General features: G+C 42.9%; 16 protein-coding genes. 11 read left to right on the top strand and 5 right to left on the bottom strand.

Annotated features, from left to right (window positions below; genetic code table 11):
• Positions 1 to 42: 42 nt before the first annotated feature.
• The 3 genes from QV280_RS08885 (at position 43) to QV280_RS08875 (ending at position 3,324) form a co-directional block, all read left to right on the top strand.
• The gene (locus tag QV280_RS08885) at positions 43 to 1,389 is read left to right on the top strand and encodes an MATE family efflux transporter (RefSeq protein ID WP_152819628.1); all 1,347 of its coding nucleotides are present in this window, start codon (positions 43 to 45) and stop codon (positions 1,387 to 1,389) included.
• Between the two features lie 122 nt (positions 1,390 to 1,511).
• A complete protein-coding gene (locus tag QV280_RS08880) occupies positions 1,512 to 1,772 on the top strand; it encodes a DUF5062 family protein (RefSeq protein WP_152819629.1) in 261 nt (86 codons plus the stop codon).
• Between the two features lie 343 nt (positions 1,773 to 2,115).
• A complete protein-coding gene (locus QV280_RS08875) occupies positions 2,116 to 3,324 on the top strand; it encodes a multidrug effflux MFS transporter (protein ID WP_152819630.1) in 1,209 nt (402 codons plus the stop codon).
• 108 nt (positions 3,325 to 3,432) lie between these two features.
• Here QV280_RS08875 and QV280_RS08870 read toward each other — a convergent pair whose 3' ends face one another.
• Entirely contained in the window at positions 3,433 to 5,037 is a 1,605-nt protein-coding gene (locus QV280_RS08870; protein WP_152819631.1) for an ABC-F family ATPase, read from the bottom strand.
• Positions 5,038 to 5,416: 379 nt separating this feature from the next.
• A complete protein-coding gene (locus QV280_RS08865) occupies positions 5,417 to 8,272 on the bottom strand; it encodes a polysaccharide lyase 6 family protein (RefSeq protein WP_152819632.1) in 2,856 nt (951 codons plus the stop codon).
• A gap of 632 nt (positions 8,273 to 8,904) precedes the next feature.
• On the opposite strand from QV280_RS08865, the gene QV280_RS08860 reads away from it, so the two are divergent.
• Both QV280_RS08860 and QV280_RS08855 read left to right on the top strand, forming a co-directional pair.
• Positions 8,905 to 9,195 carry a putative quinol monooxygenase gene (locus tag QV280_RS08860; protein WP_152819633.1) on the top strand — a complete coding sequence of 97 codons (291 nt, stop codon included), beginning with the start codon at positions 8,905 to 8,907 and terminating at the stop codon, positions 9,193 to 9,195.
• 204 nt (positions 9,196 to 9,399) lie between these two features.
• Positions 9,400 to 10,179: a glycine betaine ABC transporter substrate-binding protein gene (locus QV280_RS08855; RefSeq protein WP_152819634.1), complete on the top strand. Its 780-nt coding sequence runs from the start codon at positions 9,400 to 9,402 to the stop codon at positions 10,177 to 10,179.
• A 28-nt stretch (positions 10,180 to 10,207) separates the two neighbouring features.
• Here the strand turns inward: QV280_RS08855 and QV280_RS08850 are convergent, their stop codons facing one another.
• Both QV280_RS08850 and argS read right to left on the bottom strand, forming a co-directional pair.
• A complete protein-coding gene (locus QV280_RS08850; protein ID WP_367869518.1) occupies positions 10,208 to 11,239 on the bottom strand; it encodes an acyltransferase in 1,032 nt (343 codons plus the stop codon).
• Positions 11,240 to 11,425: 186 nt separating this feature from the next.
• Positions 11,426 to 13,159, bottom strand: a complete 1,734-nt coding sequence (gene argS, locus QV280_RS08845; protein ID WP_367869519.1) for an arginine--tRNA ligase — start codon at positions 13,157 to 13,159, stop codon at positions 11,426 to 11,428.
• A gap of 206 nt (positions 13,160 to 13,365) precedes the next feature.
• Here argS and QV280_RS08840 point away from each other — a divergent pair, with 206 nt between their 5' ends.
• Complete coding sequence (locus QV280_RS08840) at positions 13,366 to 13,941, top strand: VOC family protein (RefSeq protein WP_152819635.1); 576 nt, start codon at positions 13,366 to 13,368, stop codon at positions 13,939 to 13,941.
• A gap of 82 nt (positions 13,942 to 14,023) precedes the next feature.
• Here QV280_RS08840 and purU read toward each other — a convergent pair whose 3' ends face one another.
• Positions 14,024 to 14,857, bottom strand: a complete 834-nt coding sequence (purU, locus tag QV280_RS08835) for a formyltetrahydrofolate deformylase (protein ID WP_023402636.1) — start codon at positions 14,855 to 14,857, stop codon at positions 14,024 to 14,026.
• A gap of 177 nt (positions 14,858 to 15,034) precedes the next feature.
• On the opposite strand from purU, the gene QV280_RS08830 reads away from it, so the two are divergent.
• The 5 genes from QV280_RS08830 to fadD all read left to right on the top strand — a co-directional run bounded on the left by QV280_RS08830 (position 15,035) and on the right by fadD (position 20,968).
• The gene (locus QV280_RS08830; protein WP_152819636.1) at positions 15,035 to 16,972 is read left to right on the top strand and encodes an ATP-dependent DNA helicase; all 1,938 of its coding nucleotides are present in this window, start codon (positions 15,035 to 15,037) and stop codon (positions 16,970 to 16,972) included.
• Positions 16,973 to 17,000: 28 nt separating this feature from the next.
• Positions 17,001 to 17,717, top strand: coding sequence for a tRNA (adenosine(37)-N6)-threonylcarbamoyltransferase complex dimerization subunit type 1 TsaB (gene tsaB, locus QV280_RS08825; protein ID WP_152819637.1), 717 nt, complete (start codon positions 17,001 to 17,003; stop codon positions 17,715 to 17,717).
• A 37-nt stretch (positions 17,718 to 17,754) separates the two neighbouring features.
• Entirely contained in the window at positions 17,755 to 18,306 is a 552-nt protein-coding gene (locus QV280_RS08820) for a Slp family lipoprotein (protein WP_023402639.1), read from the top strand.
• Positions 18,228 to 19,154 (top strand): alpha/beta hydrolase, encoded by a 927-nt coding sequence (locus QV280_RS08815; protein ID WP_152819638.1) that lies wholly within the window; start codon positions 18,228 to 18,230, stop codon positions 19,152 to 19,154. The genes QV280_RS08820 and QV280_RS08815 overlap by 79 nt, the downstream gene beginning before the upstream one ends.
• A gap of 131 nt (positions 19,155 to 19,285) precedes the next feature.
• Entirely contained in the window at positions 19,286 to 20,968 is a 1,683-nt protein-coding gene (fadD, locus tag QV280_RS08810) for a long-chain-fatty-acid--CoA ligase FadD (protein ID WP_367869520.1), read from the top strand.
• Positions 20,969 to 21,044 lie beyond the last annotated feature (76 nt).

Below are 21,044 nucleotides of genomic sequence, written 5' to 3'. Positions count from 1 at the left end.
CTCAATAATCATTACTTTGGCTAGCTATTCAATGAGGTCATTATGAAAAACATTTTAAAATTGGCGTTGCCACTTACATTATCCCAACTCATCGGTATGGCATTGGTGCTCACCGACGTATGGATGATGTCTCATATTAGTGTCGCTGATTTGGCTGCTGGTGGACTAGGTGCTTCGGTGTATTCGTTTGTTTTTCTTGTGGCAGGAAGCATTGTCGGTTGTGTCGCCAACCTAATTGCGATTGCTTATGGACAAAGTATTGCCCGTCCGGAGTTTGGTCATCAGCAGATACGTTTTGCAGTAAAAGGGGCGGTCATGCTTTCTGTACTGTTAAGCATCGCCCTCACGTTCAGTTTTCATTTTGCGCCACAATTATTAATCGAGGCGAAGCAATCACCTGAAGTAGTTGCCGTCGCAATGCAATATTTGAATGCGCTTAAATGGGCCATGTTGCCTACTTTATTGCTATTGGTACTCAGAGGATTAACCAGCACTTTTGGTGATGTACGCTCTGTGATGATCATGTCTATTATTACGGTGTTCATCAATGTACCCATTAGTTACTTCATGGCCTTTAATTTGCAGTTGGGCATTGCCGGGCTAGGTTATGGCACCGCGTTATCGGCTTGGATTGTGCTTTTAGGTTACGGATTTTGGGTATTTCGCCAACATAAATACCAGCGATTTTCTCCTTGGATAAATACCGATGAATACTCAGCAAAACTGCTATTACCTATGCTAGCCATGGGAAGCCCAATTGCGTTAGCCGCTTTACTAGAGCATGGGTTGATTTATGGCGGAACCTTGATGGCAGGGAGTATCAGCGTGGCATCTTTGGCGTTACACCAAATTATGTTGCAGTGCTTATCCTTTACTTGGAATGTGAATTTTGGCTTTGCTCAAGCATCAGCCATTTTGGTTGGTAAAGAATATGGCGCGAATAACTTTGCGGGCATCAAGAAAATAGCCAGTAAGAGCTTTATTGCGGTCACCATATTAAGCCTAGTGATTGCCAGTGCCTTTGCGATTTGGCCAGAGGTGATTGCCAATTTGTTCCAGCTCGATAGCGGCAGCAGCCATGAGCTTAGCAATATGCTGATTTCTGTTATCTGGGTAGTGGCATTGTGCTTTGTGGTAGACGCATGGCAATTGCTCGCCATTAACCTTCTGCGAGGCATGAAAATAGTGGTAGTGCCCACTATTATGACCGCTATCGGCTACTGGGTATTTGGCCTTCCAGCAGCTTGGTTTTTAATGAAAAGCTACGGCTTAGCGGGCATTTGGGGCGGAATAGGCATTGGACTTGGCGTAACAGGTATATTGTTGTTAACAGTACTTATTTTTGAAACGAAACGTGTGTGCTCGATAAAACTTGTTCCTGCCGTATAATTTGTGAGCGAAGGTGTGTATGACAGTTTGTGGATGCTTTCCCAACTTGAGATCTAGATATACGTGTAACCTTTCTTGTTTGGTATACTCATTCTTAAATCAATGCAAAGGATGAGTTTACTATGTCAAAAACCGCTAAGATCCATAACGAAGACAAGCTAGTTAAAAAAGCAATAGAAGTCGGTTTTAAGATGGCAAAGATGCAAGGGTTTGATTTGCCAAGTTCGACACAGCCTTTAAAAGTACAATCTGTCTACCTATTCTTAGTCGGCGTAAAACAAATCGCCCCTCTCCCAGAAGACAAACAAGACGGCCCAAACATCAAAAAACGCCTAGCCCTATGGATGCACAAAGTCCTCCCAGACAACGACCCTCTAAAATAGCAGGTCAAAATTGCGGGGTCAGGTCTTGAAATTTGCACTTATCATACTTTTAAGGCCTGAACTCGATGAGCTTTGCAGTAATTGCGGGGTCAGGTCTTGAATTTTGCAGGTTTTGAGGGGTAACAGAATAAGAAAATATCAAATAACATAAGTGGCACTACCTACGGCATAGGAATTAATACTATGACTAGTATGATTTTTAAGCTAAAGTTTTCTCTATAGGCCGACTCTCCGAAAGTGGTAATTAAAGGCTAGATTGGATATCTAATTGACACTTGTATGACTTAAGCTCAGAATCACCCCCCGCATTTACCCCGCTTAACCTTTGATATAGAGATTTATTTTGACAAAACACCAACCAATCCTTGGTAACAAAGGCACTTTGTTCTTTTTAGTAATTATCAGTGCTTTTCCTCCCTTAACGACCGATTTATACCTACCTGCATTGCCACAAATGGTTGAGATTTTAAATACGACCCAAGTAATGGTGAACCTCACTCTTAGTGTTTACTTTGTCACTTACGCGGTTGGCTTACTATTTTGGGGGCCATTGAGTGAAAAGTTTGGGCGCAAGCCTATATTGCTGACTGGACTTGGTGTGTATATGTTGGCGAGCATACTTTGTGCCTTTGCTTTTAATATCGATATTTTAATCGGCGCAAGGTCTCTACAAGCCTTTGGTGGCAGTGCTATCACAGTGGTGGCAACGGCAATTGTCAAAGATATGTTCAGCGGTCGCGAGCGTGAAAAAATCATGGCGACCATTATGTCGTTGGTGATTATTGCGCCTATGGTCGCGCCAGTGATTGGCGCACTATTATTGAAAGTGGCTTCTTGGCACATGATGTTTGTGTTTTTAGCATCGTTTGGGCTTGTTGCAACTCTAGTGGCGCTTTGCTATACCGAGACATTAGAGCACCGCTACGAAGGGTCGATGATACGTTCGTGGAGTCGTCTTATTATCGTATTTAAAAATCCACGCTTTGTTGCGTTGCTGGCGATTTTTTCTCTTACTCCGATGGCGCTAATGGCATTCTTGGCTGCCGGTTCTTATATTTACATTAATGGCTTTGGTTTGACTGAGCAGCAATTTAGCTACGCGTTTGCATTTAACGCACTGTTTGCCTCGTTTGGTCCAACGATCTACATGAAAGTATCCAAGCGCGTTCGCACCCAAAGCATCATTACCGCATGTTATGTCATGATTGCATTCTTAGGTGTGTTGACACTTACTATTGGTCATCTATCGCCTTGGATTTTCGCTTTTATTGCCGCACCAATCACCATGGCAATTATTACGACTCGAATTCCTGGTACCAATTTAATGCTAGATCAGCAAGAGAAGGATACGGGCTCTGCGGTTGCAATTATTCAGTTCAGCGGCATGATGGCGGGTTCTTTGGGCATGGTATTAGTGTCGCTTCGTCAGCAATCGCTTATTGAAGATCTTGGATTGATTCAGATTGGAGTAGGTTGCTTGGGATTGGTGATGTGGTTACTGGTGAAAAACCGTGACTTTGTGACGCACAATATTATTAGCAGTAAAAAATAGCTTCAACTATTTATAGAAAAAGACCTGATTTGTGAGAATCAGGTCTTTTTTATTGGCAATGCTTAATGAAGGGACCGGCTGCAAATTTCAAGACCTGACCCCGCAAGTTTAGGCTATCGCGAGCTCTTTCTTTTGGTGAGCTAAGTACTCGTCGTAGGTGCCTTGGAAGTTAACTAGTTTCTTATCTTTTACGTCGATAATTGAAGTTGCCAATGATGAAACGAATTCACGGTCATGGCTGACAAAGATAAGCGTGCCTTGGTACTCTTTTAATGCGTTATTGAGTGCTTCGATGGCTTCCATATCCATGTGGTTGGTTGGCTCGTCCATGACCAGTACATTGATGTCTTGCATCATTAACTTGCCAAATAACAGACGGTTTTTCTCGCCACCTGAGCAGTTTTTTGCTTTTTTGTTGGCATCGTCAGCGGTGAACAGTAAACGGCCAAGAATGCCACGTACCATAAGATCATCGTGCTTGACGGTGCGCCATTGTGAAATCCAATCAAAGATAGACAGGTCATTGTCAAAATCGGCGGTGCTGTCTTGCGGGCAATAGCCGATTGAGGCGTTTTCTGACCATTTCACTACGCCTTGGGTTTGTTCTAGTTCTTTGACTAGGCAGCGTAATAATGTGGATTTACCGACGCCATTTTCTCCGATCACTGCTAGGCGAGTACCTGCTTCAAGCAGTAGATTACCTTGTTCAAATAGCAGTTCGTCGTCAAATGCATGGCCTAAATCTTGCAGTTCTAGTGCAAGTCGATGCAGCTTTTTACCTTCACCAAAGTCGATAGAAGGACTGATACGGCTAGAAGACTTAACCTCGTCTAGCTTGATTTTATCCATCTTCTTAGCTCGTGAACTGGCTTGTTTAGCTTTAGAAGCATTTGCGCCAAAACGGTTCACAAAGTCTTGTAGTTCGTTAATTTCAGCCGCTTTTTTGGCATTGCTTGCTAATAACTGCTCGCGAATAAGCCCTGATGCTTCAAGGAAGTACTCGTAGTTGCCCGGATAGATACGAAGCTCGCCGTAATCGATATCAGCCATGTGGGTACAGACTGAGTTTAGGAAATGACGGTCATGCGAGATAATGATCATGGTGCACTTACGTTGATTTAGCTCTTCGCCTAGCCAGTTAATAGTGTGGATATCCAAGTTGTTGGTAGGTTCATCAAGTAGCAAAATATCTGGGTTGGCAAACAAGGCTTGCGCTAACAACACACGCAGTTTCCAGCCGGGAGCCACTTGCTGCATTAAGCCGAAGTGAAACTCTTCTTCAATGCCTGCTTGCAGTAATATGTCCCCAGCGCGGCTTTCTGCTGTGTAGCCATCCATCTCGGCAAATTCGCTTTCGAGCTCCGCGACTTTCATGCCATCTTCTTCGCTCATTTCTGGCAAAGAATAAATACGGTCACGCTCTTGTTTGATTTCCCAAAGCTTGCGATCACCCATGATCACAACGTCGATAACATTGTATTGCTCAAACGCAAACTGGTCTTGGCTTAACACGCCAAGTTTAAGCCCTGGAGTAATCGACACGTTACCTGAGCTCGGTGTTAGTGCACCACTTAGGATTTTCATAAAGGTTGATTTACCACACCCATTTGCGCCAATTAGGCCATAGCGGTTGCCGTTACCAAACTTAGCAGAGATGTTTTCAAATAGCGGCTCTGCGCCAAATTGCATGGTGATGTTTGCGGTAGATATCAAAGAAGAATTCCTAGGTATAGAAGTTGGAAATTGCCTAATCAAAGACAATGAATTTAGAGGCGACGAATTATACAGACTTATCACACAAAAGACAGTTATGAGATGTAAGTCACAAGCGGGGTCAGGTCTTGAAATTTGCACGGAAGGGCTGTTTATGGAGGATATACCGTCAATAGGGTGGCAAATAAGTTACAGGGGTCAGGTCTTGAAATTTGCAAGAAAGGACTATTTATAAAAGATGTATTGCCAACGCTGATTTAAATGGTTGGTGTGTTGAACATAAAATAGAAGATAAGTCGGTGCAAATTTCAAGACCTGACCCCCTAAATAAAAAATGCCGCTCACAGGAGTGAACGGCATGGCTTTGTTGATGATTTACTTATTCAGCTTGTTGAGGTTTTTGGTCCATACGAGTTGCAGCACGTATTTCATCAAAACTTGCGGTTAAATCATCGCTTGCTTTGGCTTCGTAAGAAACGGCGAAGTTATCTAGACGCACTTCAAATTTATTTTTTTGATAGAAGCTATCGGTTTTAATTTGATCGTTGGTCAAACTGCCGTCTTTGTCGACTATCATGTTGGCAAAGAGTTCGATGCTAGTATTGTCACCAGTATTAAATGTAGTGGTGACTTTTTTGAAGCAATCTTTGTTCGAACCTTCTGGTGCGTTGGCTAGGTCTTTGTTATGCGCAAAATCTTCTTTTAGTAATGTTCCTTTAAGAGATTCAGCAGCTACTGTACGTGCGCCAAAGCCAAGGGTTGCAAGGGATTTATCCCCCATTTTGTCACAGTAGTACATAGAGAATGTCACATCTGTGTTGGTTGGTAATCCACTGACAACACGAGTTACACTAGGTTGTGCAGTAAAGTCATTTTTGGCATCGATATTGTTGCCATCCTCATCTGTACCATTAATGAAGCGTAAACGAATAGACCCTTCGCCAGAGAAGGCGCTGTCTTTAGAACCGCCTACTTCACCTAGGCCTGCAACACTGTCTTCATGCTCAACCCAGTTTTCTCTATCGCCTTTGTAGTATTGAGTGAAGTCACCATCAACTAGAGGTGCATTTACTGTTACTGTTTCTGGAATACCTAGAGAGACAGTCACTGTGTCATTTGAGCCAGTATCAAACGGTACTCTTACCCATTTGTATTGGTCACCTTTCACATCACCTTTGGTGCTTGCAATGCCATCAACTGAAAGTTTGTAGTTGCCTTTCACAAATGCACTTAATTCGTAATGATGGTTTGGCATTACGGCAATATCCTGACGCATATAACCATTGTCACTAAGAGCAAGTGTTTGACCTGAGAAGGCTTCTGCACCTGTCACTGTGTAACCGCCTTGACCTTGCCAATCTTCTAACCAGTTGTCAAAGTTGCTATTTTTGATGTCAGCGGTGACAACAATTGGGCTTGGTTTGGTGACTTTATAAGTCACTGGACCTACATCTTTATAGGATAATGGCGCAACAGTACGAGTGGTTGCGTTTCTTTCATCGGCACCAATAGTGGTCATCGCACTACGCAACTGTCCATCCATGTCATAAGTAGGCGCAGTGAAGTTGCGGGTAACGTGCAATGTAGCATCTAAGTTTGGTGTGTTGGCTGTTGGACGATATAGGTGGTCGCCTTGTGTATTACGTTCAAGCTCAGCAGACTCAAAGCTATTTTGACTGGCAAGTTGAGACTCTTTAATACCATCGCTATCCGCGAATTGATTACCAGAGAAGATATTGCCTAAGATTTCTGAGTTAGGTGGTAGGCCACGGTCAGAGCTTTTAAAGATAGGACCAATCGCTTTTTCAACGATATTGTTTTCGATGAACACATTTTGAGGCTGTGTTTTTTTACCGCCGCCATCTAAGTTCAAGCTGTTTACGCTGTCAACGATAGTGTTGTGAGCAATATGAACATTCTCAACTTGTTGATAGCCGTTGTCGCCATCACCTGCACCATCAGAGCCTAATAGAACAATACCACCATGGTGAGTTGTACTTAGGTAACGTGCGCCATCGATGTAGTTATTTTGGATAACGTGTCCGTTATCAACGATACGAATACCGCCGGCAAGAGGGTAACCTTCGCCTAAAATAAAGTTGTTTTCGATATTGTTGTCATGACCATGACGGTTAGTGAGTGAGCCATTACTGTTTCTGATGGTGTTGAAACTAATAGTGTTTTCACTGGCTTTATTAGAGATAACTTCTGCTTCACCTTGGATGTTTTCAAACAAGTTGCCAACAACAAAAGAGTGGCTGGCTTGTTCGTGAGTTTCGCTTAAACCGGTACGAATAGCTTCGTAGTTATTATCTTGTGCACCAGCATAAATTTTGCCATCAGCGGGAGCACGGTTGGCAATATAGTTTTTATAAACCACGATATTGTGCGCTCTTTGTTCGTCAGTCAGACCTTTTTCACGCACTAATGAAATCATAGGGTTAGCGGATGTTTTACCACTTAGAATACTGTGATCAAACCAGTTACCATCACCATAAAGTTTAACTAGGTTACCGGCTTTGCCTTGTCCTGTTCGTTTGTCTATTACAGTTTTTGGATCAATAACTGAAATTTCAGTAATACGACAATCTGTACAAGTAGTGTTGTCATGACCACGAGTATTGATCATGGCACTTTTATAGGTGATGTCTTTAAACACTAAACCTTGAAGTCGGCTATGTTCACCATTTAATGAGATAGAAATAACACCATCTTTTATAATTGCTTTACCTGAGTGTTCAGCAGCTACAGTCATGCCTCTTACCACTCTTAGGTCAAGGTCATCACTATATTCCCCATCGGCTAAACATAGCGTAGAACCTGCTGCTAAAGTCTCAGGATGTCTTTCGGAATCCTTAGCAACCTTTTCTAAATCCTCTAGTGAATCAAATACTTTGTCACATTTTACTTCAGGGATTTTAGTCACCCCTTCAGGAATACCGGTTGATCTAAATGCCGCGTCGTTTGCTTCAAATTTACTAATAGGCAGAGTCGGTGTTTGCACAATATCGGTTGCAGGCGAAATCTCAGCCATTTGTGGAATTTCTGTTGATGGTTCAATTTTTGCTGCGTCAACAACCTCAGTATCCGGTGTGAGTTTTGTTGAATTAGTCTGTACTGCAGCTGTACTAGTTGGTGCTTTAACAGCTTGCTGAGACGGTGCTGCTGTATTCGATTCGCTATTACACCCAACGAGTGCCAAGCCAATTAATATAGCTAATGTTTTTCTTTTCATATTCGTGACCTCTTGTAATATTTATTTACAATATATTACGCTTGGGTCTTCGCTAAACAGTGATATATATCTTATTTTTATTTCTGATAAAGTCTTGAATAACATGTGTTTACTGTGATTATCCTTTATTTTTCCTGTAAAAACAGATATTTAGATTATTGCTGCCTGTCACTTCATTTCTTGTATTATTTTAATATATATGTGATAAAGATCTCTATTTTATAATTATCGAATATATTGAAATGGTAGAGGTTATTTTATCCATGATTTAGGATAAATATCCCTAATAATATTCTAATATTTATGCATGTTAAGAAATGTAATTTATTTAATTAAATAAAAGATATAAGGTTAGACTTAAAAATCCCAATAGATAAAAGCCTCTTCCTGCTTAACCCCTAAAGCATGCAAATTTCAAGACCTGACCCCGTTGAATAATTATCTCAAAGTGCGGGGTCAGGTCTTGAAATTTGCAGTATCGTGATTGATTGGTCCTTGTGACTCTATTATCAATTAAAATTTGATAATAATTCAATTATTAGCATGTTTACGTATTTTGTTAGAGATTCTAATCTATATGCATACCTTGAGGCATGTCGCTTCATTTGCAGATAATTATAGAGAGACATCAAATGACTAAACTAACAATCGTAGCTAACATCGTAGCGAATCCAGACACAATTGAATTGGTAAAAGCAGAGTTATTAAAGCTGATTGAGGTGACTCGTGCAGAAGAAGGTTGCATCAACTACGACTTACACCAAGACAATGAAAACCCAGCTCATTTTACTTTCTATGAGAACTGGGCATCTCGTGAACTATGGCAAACACACATGGGTAACACTCACTTGGCTGAATATATGGCCGCAACGGAAGGCGCAGTTGCGAGCTTTACGTTAAATGAAATGACTCATATAGCGTAACTAATTGCAGTAAGTGTGGCTTGTCCTAGCGCGCTATAAAAATAAGCCTATCCTACTAATCGTATCTTGCGTTATTTGAGAATATTAATTGTGCTTGATAGTGTCACTTGCTGATCTGGGGGGAATTTTCCGCCCAGAAGATCGAGTCATTCCAAAACACTATTCAGCACGATAATCCACCGCAATATCCACCAGAGTGTATTTATGTCTAAACAAATCAAAATGGGGGTTACTGACCTCTCTTTTCATCGTATCACCGCTTCTATTGTTAGCCATGTGTTGAGTGATATGGGGTTTCAGGTGCAGCGCATTTATTCACCGCATCAACAGAATTTTGCTAAGTTAAAATCGGCTGAAGTGGGAATGATTGCATCGGCTTGGTTGCCATCAAGTCACGGCATTTATAAAGCTGATGTAGAGCAAGTCGAGCCTTTAGTTGAGCTAGGGTTACACTACGAACCTTACGCACATTGGGGTGTGCCTGATTATGTCCCTGAACAATCAGTCAAAGAAGTAGCAGATTTACTCAAGCCCGAAGTTTTAGCGCGTATGAATAAAGATATTCAAGGCATTAATGCAGGGGCAGGGATCACTCGTTTTTCCATTCAAATGATGGAAGAGTATGGTTTGAGTGCTGCGGGTTATCGTTTTTATACCGGCACAGAGCAAGATTGCTTTAGCGCGTTTGAACAAGCTGTGGCTGAGAAACAGTGGCTAATTGTGCCGTTATGGAAGCCGCAATTTTTACACCATAAATACGCGATCAGAGAAGTGATTGAGCCTAAAGGCTTGTTAGGAATTGTTGACCGCGCTGTATTGCTGCTGCGTGAAGACCAAGCGAAAGTCTTCTCTCAAGATCAGCTAGATATCTTAGATAGCTTAAGATTCTCAAATGAAATCATTGCTGAGCTCGATTATAAAGTCTCTCGTGAAGGGCGCGAAATTGATCAAGTGACGCGAGAGTGGTTAGACGCGCAGTCTTAAACTGAGATGATTGGGGCAGGTGCAAATTTCAAGACCTGACCCCGCAAGTGCGGTAGGTGAGGTGCATGGTTAGGTAAGAGAGGCTGACGCTTGTTAGTGTGACGAGCGGGATATAAATTGCCACGTCTATGTATGCCAATAGCCAATGATCAAACATTGACGTTATAGATTTGATAAATAAAGGGTGTATTAGGTAGACCCCAAAACTATACGTTGCCAATTGAGATAGTTTTAAGTTTCTATTGAGATGCTGTTTTATTAAGAAAAATAACGCAATTGAAGCAATAACCACGTTGGTGCTCAAGTAAGAATAAAAATACAAATGGGTAATGAAATAGCTACCTAAGACTGTGATTACTACACTGCTAATCAGGGCGATGGTTGCCCATCTCGAATTCAGCTTTATCTCATATTTCCCAATATAGCCTCCTAAACAGAAATAACCGATATAGTTTAAAAACTCATGGGTAAATAAGCTGATTTTTGCATTCAAGTTAAAATACAGCAGAACAATGTCGGACACAGCAGATAGCATTGCTAATGCAAAGCAAAGGCTAATGAGGAGTAATAGCTCTTTTTGCGTGATTGAGTTGCTGATGATCCTTAATACAGGGGTGATGATATATAAGAAAGGTATCATAAACAAATACCAAAGATGATAGTAAGGCTCTCCCAATACCCAACCTTTTGCTACGGTAAAATAAGCACTGGATAAGTCGTCGTTTAGAGCGTGTTTTACTATCACCCACAGTGAGTAAAATACAGACCAAAAAATTAAAGGCGTTAAAATTCGTCGACAACGTTTTTTGAAGAACAGACGGTGACTGTCTGTTTTATTTAATAAAAAATAACCACTGATCATCACAAATAGCGGGATACACCACAGGCTGATAGAGATGTAAATATTGCCTGCCCACCAACTGGCGCTGCCATAGAGTGGATTGTGAACATCGATGTCACTGACAAACTCGGAAGCGACATGCAATAACACCACTGCAATGACACTTAAAGCGCGCAGGTTATCGGCCCATAGTAGGCGTGAGTGATGGGTTTTGTTCACTATTTTTATCTCGAAGTCATTTCGCCCAATCTAACATTATTTTGCGAAAATTCGCTCGCTCAGCGAACGCTAATGTGTCATAGCACATTAAAAAAGGGTCTGAATGCTATATTCAGACCCTTTACTATTATTGCTATAGCTCACCAAACATTGGCTTACCAAACATTGGCAAGCACAGCCGGCTAATTACATGCGCTCTAGAGTTTGGATACCCAGTAGAGATAGACCCTGTTTGATGGTCTTCGCTGTTAGTGCAGCAAGTTGTAGACGGCTTTGTTTAACCTCTTCGTGTTCTGCTACTAAGATAGGGCATGCTTCGTAGAAGCCAGAGAATTGACCTGCTAGTTCGAATAGGTAGCTACACATGATGTGCGGTTGACCTTCACGAGCAACAGATTGTACCGCTTCTTCAAACTGTAGCAGTTTAGCGATAAGCGCTTTTTCTTTTTCATCAGTAACGATGATATCGCCTTGCAAGTCATCCATAGACACGCCTGCTTTAGCGAAGATAGAGGCAACACGAGTGTAGGCATATTGCATGTAAGGCGCTGTATTACCTTCAAATGCTAACATGTTGTCCCAATCGAACACGTAGTCCGTAGTGCGGTGTTTAGATAGGTCAGCGTATTTTACTGCCGCCATTGCCACTGTGGTTGCGATGGATTTTTTCTCATCTTCCGCAAGCGTTGGGTTTTTAGACTCAATCAGTTTTTGTGCGCGCTCTTCCGCTTCATCTAGAAGATCGACAAGGCGAACCGTACCGCCAGCACGAGTCTTAAATGGACGACCGTCTTTGCCTAGCATCATGCCAAATGCGTGGTGCTCTAGAGACACTTCTTCTGGCACATAACCTGCTTTACGTACGATAGTCCATGCTTGCATTAGGTGCTGATGCTGGCGTGAATCGATGAAGTAAAGAATGCGGTCTGCGCCCAGTTCTTCATAACGGTACTTCGCACACGCAATATCAGTGGTGGTGTATAGGAAGCCGCCGTCACGTTTTTGCACGATAACGCCCATAGGGTCGCCATCTTTGTTTTTGAACTCATCAAGGAATACAACTTGAGCGCCGTCATCTTCTTGCGCTAAGCCTTTTTCTTTAAGGTCAGCAACAACGTTCGCTAACATGTGGTTGTATTGGCTTTCGCCCATCACGTCGTCACGAGTAAGTGATACGTTTAGACGGTCGTAGTTAAGCTGGTTTTGTTGCATGGTGATGTCAACCAGCTTTCTCCACATGTCTACGCAGAATTTATCGCCGCTTTGCAGCTTAACGACGTAGTTACGTGCTTTAACCGCAAACTCTTCGTCTTCGTCGTATAGCTTTTTAGATTCGCGGTAGAAGCCTTCAAGATCAGACAGTTTCATGGAAACTTCGCCTTCTTGCTCTTGAACGCGTTCAAGGTTAGCAATCAGCATACCGAACTGAGTACCCCAGTCACCGATGTGGTTAGCACGGATAACTTTATGACCTAAGAACTCTAAAGTACGCACTACCGCATCACCAATGATGGTTGAGCGAAGGTGGCCTACGTGCATTTCTTTTGCCACGTTAGGTGCTGAGTAGTCAGCAACAATAGTGGTTGGCGCGTCAGTAGATACACCAAGGCGAGAGTCTGCCAGTGCCGCTTTTGCAGATTTCGCTAGGAAATCTTCGCTAAGGAAGATGTTGATAAAGCCAGGGCCAGCAATTTCAGTTTTGCTAGCAATACCGTCAAGGTCTAGGTGCTCAAGCACTTTTTGAGCAAATTCTCGTGGGTTTGTACCTAGTCGTTTTGCTACGCCCATTACGCCGTTGGCTTGGTAGTCACCAAACTGAGCTTTTGCAGATTGACGCACTGCTGCCGGGCTACCCGCTGGGGCGCCTGCCGCTTCTAGTGCTTGAGATACTTTGTCGTTAATAAGTGCTTGAATATTCACACGCAATTCCTTCAATTCAAGGAGTGTCAAGAAAGCTAATAAAGTGCTTTCGTGCCGTAGTTCACAAAAATGTAGGTAATAATAACAAGTTAATGCCCAATCTAAAAGTGCTCCAATGAGTGCAATCTCGAATAAATCTATAGTAAAACTCTGTGTTGCAGGTAAACTTTTGCAAAAGTGCTAAAAAATAAAGAAAAGGCTAAAAAATGACACCTTTAGTGGCAGCCGGTCTGCACCCACAACAGATGCTAGAACGAGTCGAAGCGTTTGCGCAAAAGATAGCAGCATTAGGGCAAGAGATAGGCTTAGATCTGACTCAATTTCAGGCCGATCATATTGCGCTACGCATTAATGATGCGCAGTTAGCCAAATTGGCACATCAAGCGTGGCTAGAGCAGGGGCAGACACTGTCAGAAGCGCAGATTAATGGCAGACCAATCGTAGTCATCGCTTTTAATACACCCATTCAGGTAGGCGCTTGGTCTATCGAGTGTTTGGAGCTTCCATATCCTGCAGCGGGCAAAATCTATCCGGCTCAAGATTGGGAACATATTGAATTTGTGGTGCCGTCAGATAAAGAACACGCCAGTGACTATTTAGCTGATTTGCAGCAGCGCTTTACTCGCTTTTTACCTAATGATGATGTGAAAATGAAATTATCGAGCCCGAAAGGCGAAGGTGAGCGGTTATCTAATCCAACGGTGGCGTTTAAAAAAGACGGAATTTGCATCAAGTTGCACCCGCATTCTTTAAAGCAAATTGTTGAATCAGAACAAGGATAAGCAACTGCGAGTTATAGCGCAGTTGCTTACAGTCTAGTGTTTATAGGGCGCCACTATTACGTGGCGTCTATAAATAGCGTTCTTATAAAATAACCGTCTTATTGCCGTACACAAATACGTGGTCATTCACCACTTTATTGAGCGCTTTACTCAATACGTTTTTCTCAACATCACGACCGGCTTGCGCCATATCCTGTGCACTAAAGTTGTGATCCACCGGAATCACATCTTGTTTGATGATTGGGCCTTCATCTAAATCATTTGTCACAAAGTGCGCAGTGGCGCCGATGATTTTCACGCCGCGCTCATACGCTTGCAGATAAGGTTTTGCACCAATAAATGCTGGCAAGAAACTGTGGTGAATATTGATAATGCGATTTTGATAATGCTCAACGAAGCTCGGAGTTAAAATGCGCATGTATTTTGCTAGCACGATGTAATCGGCGTCAAAATCATCAATGGCTTCTTGAACTTTCAGCTCGTGTCCTTCGCGCGACAAGCCTTCATGGCTGACGTGACGAAATGGAATATCAAATTTTTCGACCAAGGGCTGCAAAATATCGTAGTTGCTGACCACTGCCGTAATGTCGACATTCAAACTGCCATCGAACGTCTTCATCAAAATATCACCCAAGCAGTGAGATTCTTTGGTCACTAATACAACAACTTTCTTTTTACTCGAATCAACTAGAGTCTTCTCTGCATTATTTGGCAGTGCAAAGTCGAGATCTTCTTTAAATACCGCATCGTTAAAGTTACCTTCAAGCTCGGTACGCATAAAAAAATGCCCGCTGGTATTATCAACAAATTCATTGTTGTGAATAATGTTCAGTTGATGTTTGTAACAGATATTGGTGATCTTTGCGATCAAGCCAGGCTCGTCTGAGCAATGCGTTAATAGGGTTTTTCTTTCCATGATAACTCTTTGATAACAGGTTGATAATGATTGATGATTTTTTCATCCTCTTCCTTGACAGTATCGAATTATCGTCTAGCTTGCAAATTGAACCGCTTATGCTGTCGGGTATCGCGCCTGCCTCCAAAAGCTGACATAATTATTTTTTGATGCACAAAACGGATCTAAAGGCTTTTTTTGAATATCAGCACGGTTTTTTCTCGCGATGGCGCTCTTGGTAAAGCAATCTCTGGTTTTCAGCCTAGGGATGAGCAAACGCGCATGGCGCAAAGTGTCGTGCAAGCCATCAAAGAGCAAAGTCAGCTGGTGGTGGAAGCGGGCACAGGTACGGGTAAAACCTTTGCTTATTTAGCGCCTGCGCTATTAAGTGGTAAAAAAACCATAGTCTCAACCGGTTCAAAAAACTTGCAAGAGCAGTTGTATCACCGCGACCTGCCATTAATGAAAGATGCGCTGGGTTTTACTGGGCGCATTGCATTGTTAAAGGGGCGCTCAAATTATCTGTGTTTGGACAGATTAAGTCGTCAGTTAGTGGAAAGTCATAGCCATGACTCGGACCCGCAACTGTTGAGTCAGCTAGTTAAAGTGCGCTCTTGGTCGTCTTCGACACAAAGTGGCGATCTGGGTGAGTGTGAAGACTTGGCCGAAGACAGTAAGGTGATCCCAGATATCACCTCGACCAATGAAAACTGTTTAGGTAAAGACTGCCCAAGTTTTAACGAATGTTTTGTGTTTAAAGCCCGCGCCAAAGCCTTAGAGGCAGACTTAGTAGTGGTTAACCACCACCTATTTTTAGCCGATATGGCGGTTAAAGAAACCGGTTTTGGTGAATTATTGCCAGAAGCGGAAGTGTTTATTTTCGATGAAGCGCATCAAATTCCAGATATTGCCAGCCAATACTTTGGGCAGTCGATGAGTTCCAAGCAAATTGCCGATTTAGCTAAAGACATTGAAATTGGCTATCGCACCGAAGCTAAAGACATGCGTCAATTGCAAAAAGTGGCGGATAAATTAATCAGCTCAGCTTCTGAAATGCGCCTAGCATTAGGTGAGCCGGGCTTTCGCGGCAATTGGCGTGACGCATTAAAAAATCCTAAAGTACAACGCGAAATCGAGCGTTTGCAAGATGCGCTGTCCTTGTGCCGAGAAGTATTGAAAGTGGCCTTGGGGCGAAGTCAGTTGCTCGACACTGCTTTTGATCGCACCACCCAGATCCAAAACAGGCTGACGCGAGTCTGTGATATCTCAATCATGGGTTATTCGTATTGGTTTGAGTGCACCCCTCGTCATTTTTCCCTCAACATCACTCCGTTATCGGTGGCGAACAAGTTTCAAGAGCAAGTGGATAATCATGGAGGCACTTGGATATTTACCTCAGCAACTCTTTCGGTGTCGGGAGATTTTCATTATTTCACCTCTCGCTTAGGATTAAATACTGAGCACAGTTTGGCGCTGAACAGCCCCTTTGATTATCAGTCTCAAGCCAGATTATGCGTGCCACGATACTTACCTGAACCCAATAGCCCGCAAATGGCGCAGAAACTGGTGTCGATGTTAACGCCAGTCATTGAGGCAAACAAAGGTCGCTGTTTTTGCTTATGCACCTCACATGCAATGATGAAAGATCTCACTGAGCGCTTTCGTCAGCGTCTACAGTTTCCTGTATTGATGCAAGGGGAAAGCAGCAAACAGGCACTACTAAAAGAGTTTACGGAATTAGGCGATGCACTGCTGGTGGCAACGGGCGCATTTTGGGAAGGGATAGATGTTAGAGGTGATGCGTTAAGCTGTGTTATTATTGACAAATTACCCTTTACCGCTCCAGATGATCCATTATTAAAAGCGCGCATTGAAGATTGTAAGCTCAATGGCGGTGAACCCTTTTTTGATGTTCAGCTTCCTGATGCGGTGATCGCATTAAAACAGGGAGTGGGGCGTCTAATTCGAGACAAAAGCGATAAAGGTGCGTTGATTATCTGTGATAATCGTTTAGTCACTCGCGATTACGGCAAAATGTTTTTATCCAGTTTGCCGCCGATACCGCGCACCCGCAGTCTGTCAAATACGATACATTTTTTGCAGTCAGGGAGCGATGAAAGCGTTTCAGACTCATAAATAAGTACAATGAATAACTGAGAAATAGATGAAAGCAAAAATTCTAGCACTAGATACTTCCACTGAATTTTGTTCAGCCGCTCTTATGATTGACGGCGAAGTATTGTTTAGCGGTGAAGTGGCTCCTAGAGAGCACACCACCAAGATCTTACCTATGGTTGATAAATTATTGGTGGATGCTGGCGTTAAATTGACGGATTTAGATGCGTTAGCATTTGGTCGCGGTCCGGGCAGCTTTACTGGGGTAAGAATTGGCATTGGTATCGCACAAGGGCTAGCGTTTGGCGCAGACTTACCTATGTTAGGTGTGTCTACCCTACAAGCTATGGCGCAAGGCGCGTATCGTGTACAAGGCGCCACTCATGTTGCTGCGGCAATTGATGCGCGTATGAGTGAAGTGTACTGGGCGCGTTACAATCGTTTAGCGTCAGGCAAATGGCAAACTCAAGATGCTGAATGTGTGGTGCCGCCACAACAACTTGCCGAGCAAGAACTTGAAAATAGCCAAGTTGAAAACAGCCAGATTTGGGCGCAAGTTGGTACCGGTTGGGATGCGTATGCTGATGAATTTAAAGCACTTAAATTCAAACGTAGTGAAACAGGCGTGCTTTATCCTGAATCACAAGATATTGTCGTACTTGCACAACATGAACTTGAAGCCGGTCATCAAATGAGCGCAGAGCAAGCTTCTCCTGTGTATTTACGTGACAAGGTAGCTTGGAAAAAATTACCGGGTCGTGAGTAATTGGTAAAAAATGAATGGGCAAATACATGGAGGTATTATGGTTAGGATTTTAGGGATATTGATTTTGAGTGCGGTGATGGCTGGGTGCAGTTCTTTACCAGAACCTTTAGTGTCATCAAATAAGGCAGTTATTACCGATTACGATACTTGGCTCAATGATGAACAAGGTGATGCTGCTGAGATTCGTCTTGGCGGTGTGATTGCTAAGGTGACTAATTTAGAACAAAAAACGCGTTTAGAATTGGTCAATTTACCGATAGGCAAGAATGGCAAGCCTGATATTAACGTAGAGCCTAAAGGGCGATTTGTGGCTTACATTGATGGCTTTATCGATCCTACTACCTTTTCCGAAGGGCGTTTGGTGACTGTATTAGGTCAATCTGATGGCATCGAGCAAGGAAAAGTAGGCGAGTTTGATTATCGTTTTCCGGTGTTGAGTGCCAGCGGTTACCATTTGTGGCAAGTTCGCGAAAAAGTCATTGTGTATGATCAGCCATTAACTGGCTTCCCATGTCGTTCATTGCACTGTCGTCAATCTCGTTATGGCTATGGCCACAGCACTGGACAAGTTATTCAGAGCGTAGAGTAGTGCTAACCGAGCAAACCTTTCAGGTTCGACATTATGCGTTATCTGCATTGTGCTTCGAACCTGAACAGTTCACAAGATGCATTGTATTTTTGCATGGTTGGTTAGATAATGCCGCGTCCTTTCTCCCTCTGATAGAGGAGATGCAAAAGCAAAACTCTGCTATGAAGCTAGTGGCTTTGGATCTTCCCGGTCACGGTTTAAGCTCTCATGCTAGAGATGGCTTTTATCCCTTTCATGATTATATCGATACACTTAATCAAGTCATTATTCAGCTTAAGCAGCAGTGCGCATGCCCTGTGGTATTAGTTGGACATTCCCTTGGTGCTTTGATAGCCAGTTGCTATAGCGCGGCATTTCCTGAGCACATTGATTATCTTGTACAAATAGAAGGTTACGGGCCTATTTCTGAGCCGGAACCCAATGCATTGCAGCGACTGAGAAAAGGCGTGCTTAGCCGTCAGCGTGTGATGCAAAAAACTGAGCGCTATTTTAATAGCCAGACTCAGATGAAAGAATTGCGTGCCATGCGTTATGGTTTGACCGCTTCACAAGTAGCAGCGCTGGTGGAACGAGACAGTCAACGTAGTGATAAAGGGTGGCAATGGCGGCACGACAAAAAACTCAAAGCAAATTCGCTGTATCGTATGTCACCTAACCATGCTCAGCAGGTGATAGAGGCTTTACCTAGCTCCAACTTACTAGTGTTAGGAGATAAAGGTTTTAAGCATTTGGATGTAAATTGCGCATCAAACACAAAAATCATACAGGTTGCAGGGGGGCATCATTGTCATTTTACCTCGCCACAACCTATCGCTCTCGCAATCTTCGAGTTAATTTTGCCGTTATAGTGAGCTTTTGTGACTCAAGTTTGAGTGAATATCAAAATTCCTACTATCTTGTAATGGAATCGCAATAAAACAAATAAATTCAACCTGATAGTCGTATATAATGCGCTACTATTTTTTTCAGGAGTATTAACGTGAATAAACCTTGGCTCTCTCGATATCCTTCTGACGTTCCAGAGACGATCGACCCAGATTCTTATTCTTCTTTGATTGAGATGTTTGAAAGCAGTGTGCATAAATTTGCCGACCAACCCGCCTTCACCAATATGGGTTCGGTAATGACCTACCGTAAGCTCGAAGAAAGAAGTCGTGCATTTGCAGCTTACCTACAAAATGAATTAAAGCTGAAAAAAGGTGACCGAGTTGCCTTAATGATGCCAAACCTGCTGCAATACCCGATTGCCTTGTTTGGTGTATTGCGCGCAGGCTGTATTGCCGTAAACGTAAACCCGTTATACACCCCGCGTGAGCTTGAGCATCAACTCAATGATGCCCAGGTTGAAACCATTGTTATCGTGTCTAATTTTGCCAACACACTAGAGCAAATTGTTGATAACACATCGGTGAAAAACGTGGTTCTGACTAGCCTAGGACAAATGCTTCCTAGAGCAAAAGGCACCGTAGTCGACTTTGTGGTTAAATACGTAAAAGGTATGGTACCTAAGTACGATTTGCCGGGCGCAATGTCATTTAGAAAAGCGTTATATAAAGGTCGTCGCCTACAGTATGTGAAACCATTTTTAAGCGGTGAAGATATTGCCTTTTTACAATACACCGGTGGCACTACAGGTGTAGCAAAAGGCGCGGTACTGACTCATCGCAATATGGTCGCTAATGTACTGCAAGCAAAAGGTGCGTACTTAGGTAAACTTGAAGTCGGTAAAGAATTAGTGGTTACCGCATTGCCGCTTTACCACATTTTTGCGCTGACAGTGAACGGTTTACTATTCTTAGAGTTGGGTGCTAACAACCTTCTTATTACTAACCCTCGCGATATTCCAACTTTTGTTAAAGAACTGAAAAAAGTACCGTTTACCGCCATTACTGGGGTGAATACCTTATTTAATGCTTTGGTCAATAACGAAGATTTCCATGAGCTAGACTTTAGTCACATGCATTTAGCTGTGGGTGGCGGTATGGCCGTGCAAAAAGCGGTAGCGGAAAAATGGAAAAAGACCACAGGTGTCTTTTTGCTAGAAGGGTACGGTTTGACTGAGTGTTCACCGTTGGTTTCTGGCTGTCCACACGACATGTCAGATTACAATGGCTCGATTGGTTTGCCTGTGCCTTCTACCGAAGTGCGTATTGTGAATGATGACGGTGAAGTACTGCCGAATACCGAAGTAGGTGAGCTGCAAGTTCGTGGTCCTCAAGTAATGCAAGGTTACTGGCAGCGCCCAGAAGCCACTCGCGAAGTGATTTCACAAGATGGTTGGTTATCGACAGGCGACGTGGTTAAGTTTGATGAAGAGGGCTTCTTACACATTGTCGATCGTAAGAAAGATATGATTCTGGTTTCAGGGTTTAATGTCTATCCAAACGAAATTGAAGATGTGGTTGCCTTGCACGGAAAAGTGTTAGAAGTGGCTGCCATTGGTGAGGCGCATGAAGTGTCAGGAGAAGTGGTTAAGATCTGCGTAGTGAAACGCGACCCTTCTTTAACCAAAGATGAGCTAATTAGCCATTGCCGTTTGCATCTAACTGGTTATAAGATACCTAAGATTGTTACCTTTATGGAAGATCTACCGAAAACAAACGTGGGTAAGATCTTGCGTCGCGAATTACGCACCGAGGTAACGGCAGAAAAATCGGCATAGCTGAACTCGCTTAGTTATAACCAGTAAAGTTATAACGAGTAAAGTTATAGTCTTAGCAAACCGATACGGAACGTAA

This window comes from Vibrio sp. B1Z05, from assembly GCF_052955985.1.
Note: the sequence above shows the minus strand (reverse complement) of the source record. Positions and strands in the feature narration are given on the sequence as shown.

Bases quoted from the DNA above. Each gene is read 5' to 3' on its own strand.
- QV280_RS08885 (WP_152819628.1), top strand. From the start codon at position 43: ATGAAAAACATTTTAAAATTGGCGTTGCCACTTACATTATCCCAACTC.
- QV280_RS08880 (WP_152819629.1), top strand. From the start codon at position 1,512: ATGTCAAAAACCGCTAAGATCCATAACGAAGACAAGCTAGTTAAAAAA.
- QV280_RS08865 (WP_152819632.1), bottom strand. From the start codon at position 8,272: ATGAAAAGAAAAACATTAGCTATATTAATTGGCTTGGCACTCGTTGGG.
- QV280_RS08860 (WP_152819633.1), top strand. From the start codon at position 8,905: ATGACTAAACTAACAATCGTAGCTAACATCGTAGCGAATCCAGACACA.
- QV280_RS08855 (WP_152819634.1), top strand. From the start codon at position 9,400: ATGTCTAAACAAATCAAAATGGGGGTTACTGACCTCTCTTTTCATCGT.
- QV280_RS08840 (WP_152819635.1), top strand. From the start codon at position 13,366: ATGACACCTTTAGTGGCAGCCGGTCTGCACCCACAACAGATGCTAGAA.
- purU (WP_023402636.1), bottom strand. From the start codon at position 14,857: ATGGAAAGAAAAACCCTATTAACGCATTGCTCAGACGAGCCTGGCTTG.
- tsaB (WP_152819637.1), top strand. From the start codon at position 17,001: ATGAAAGCAAAAATTCTAGCACTAGATACTTCCACTGAATTTTGTTCA.
- QV280_RS08820 (WP_023402639.1), top strand. From the start codon at position 17,755: ATGGTTAGGATTTTAGGGATATTGATTTTGAGTGCGGTGATGGCTGGG.
- QV280_RS08815 (WP_152819638.1), top strand. From the start codon at position 18,228: ATGTCGTTCATTGCACTGTCGTCAATCTCGTTATGGCTATGGCCACAG.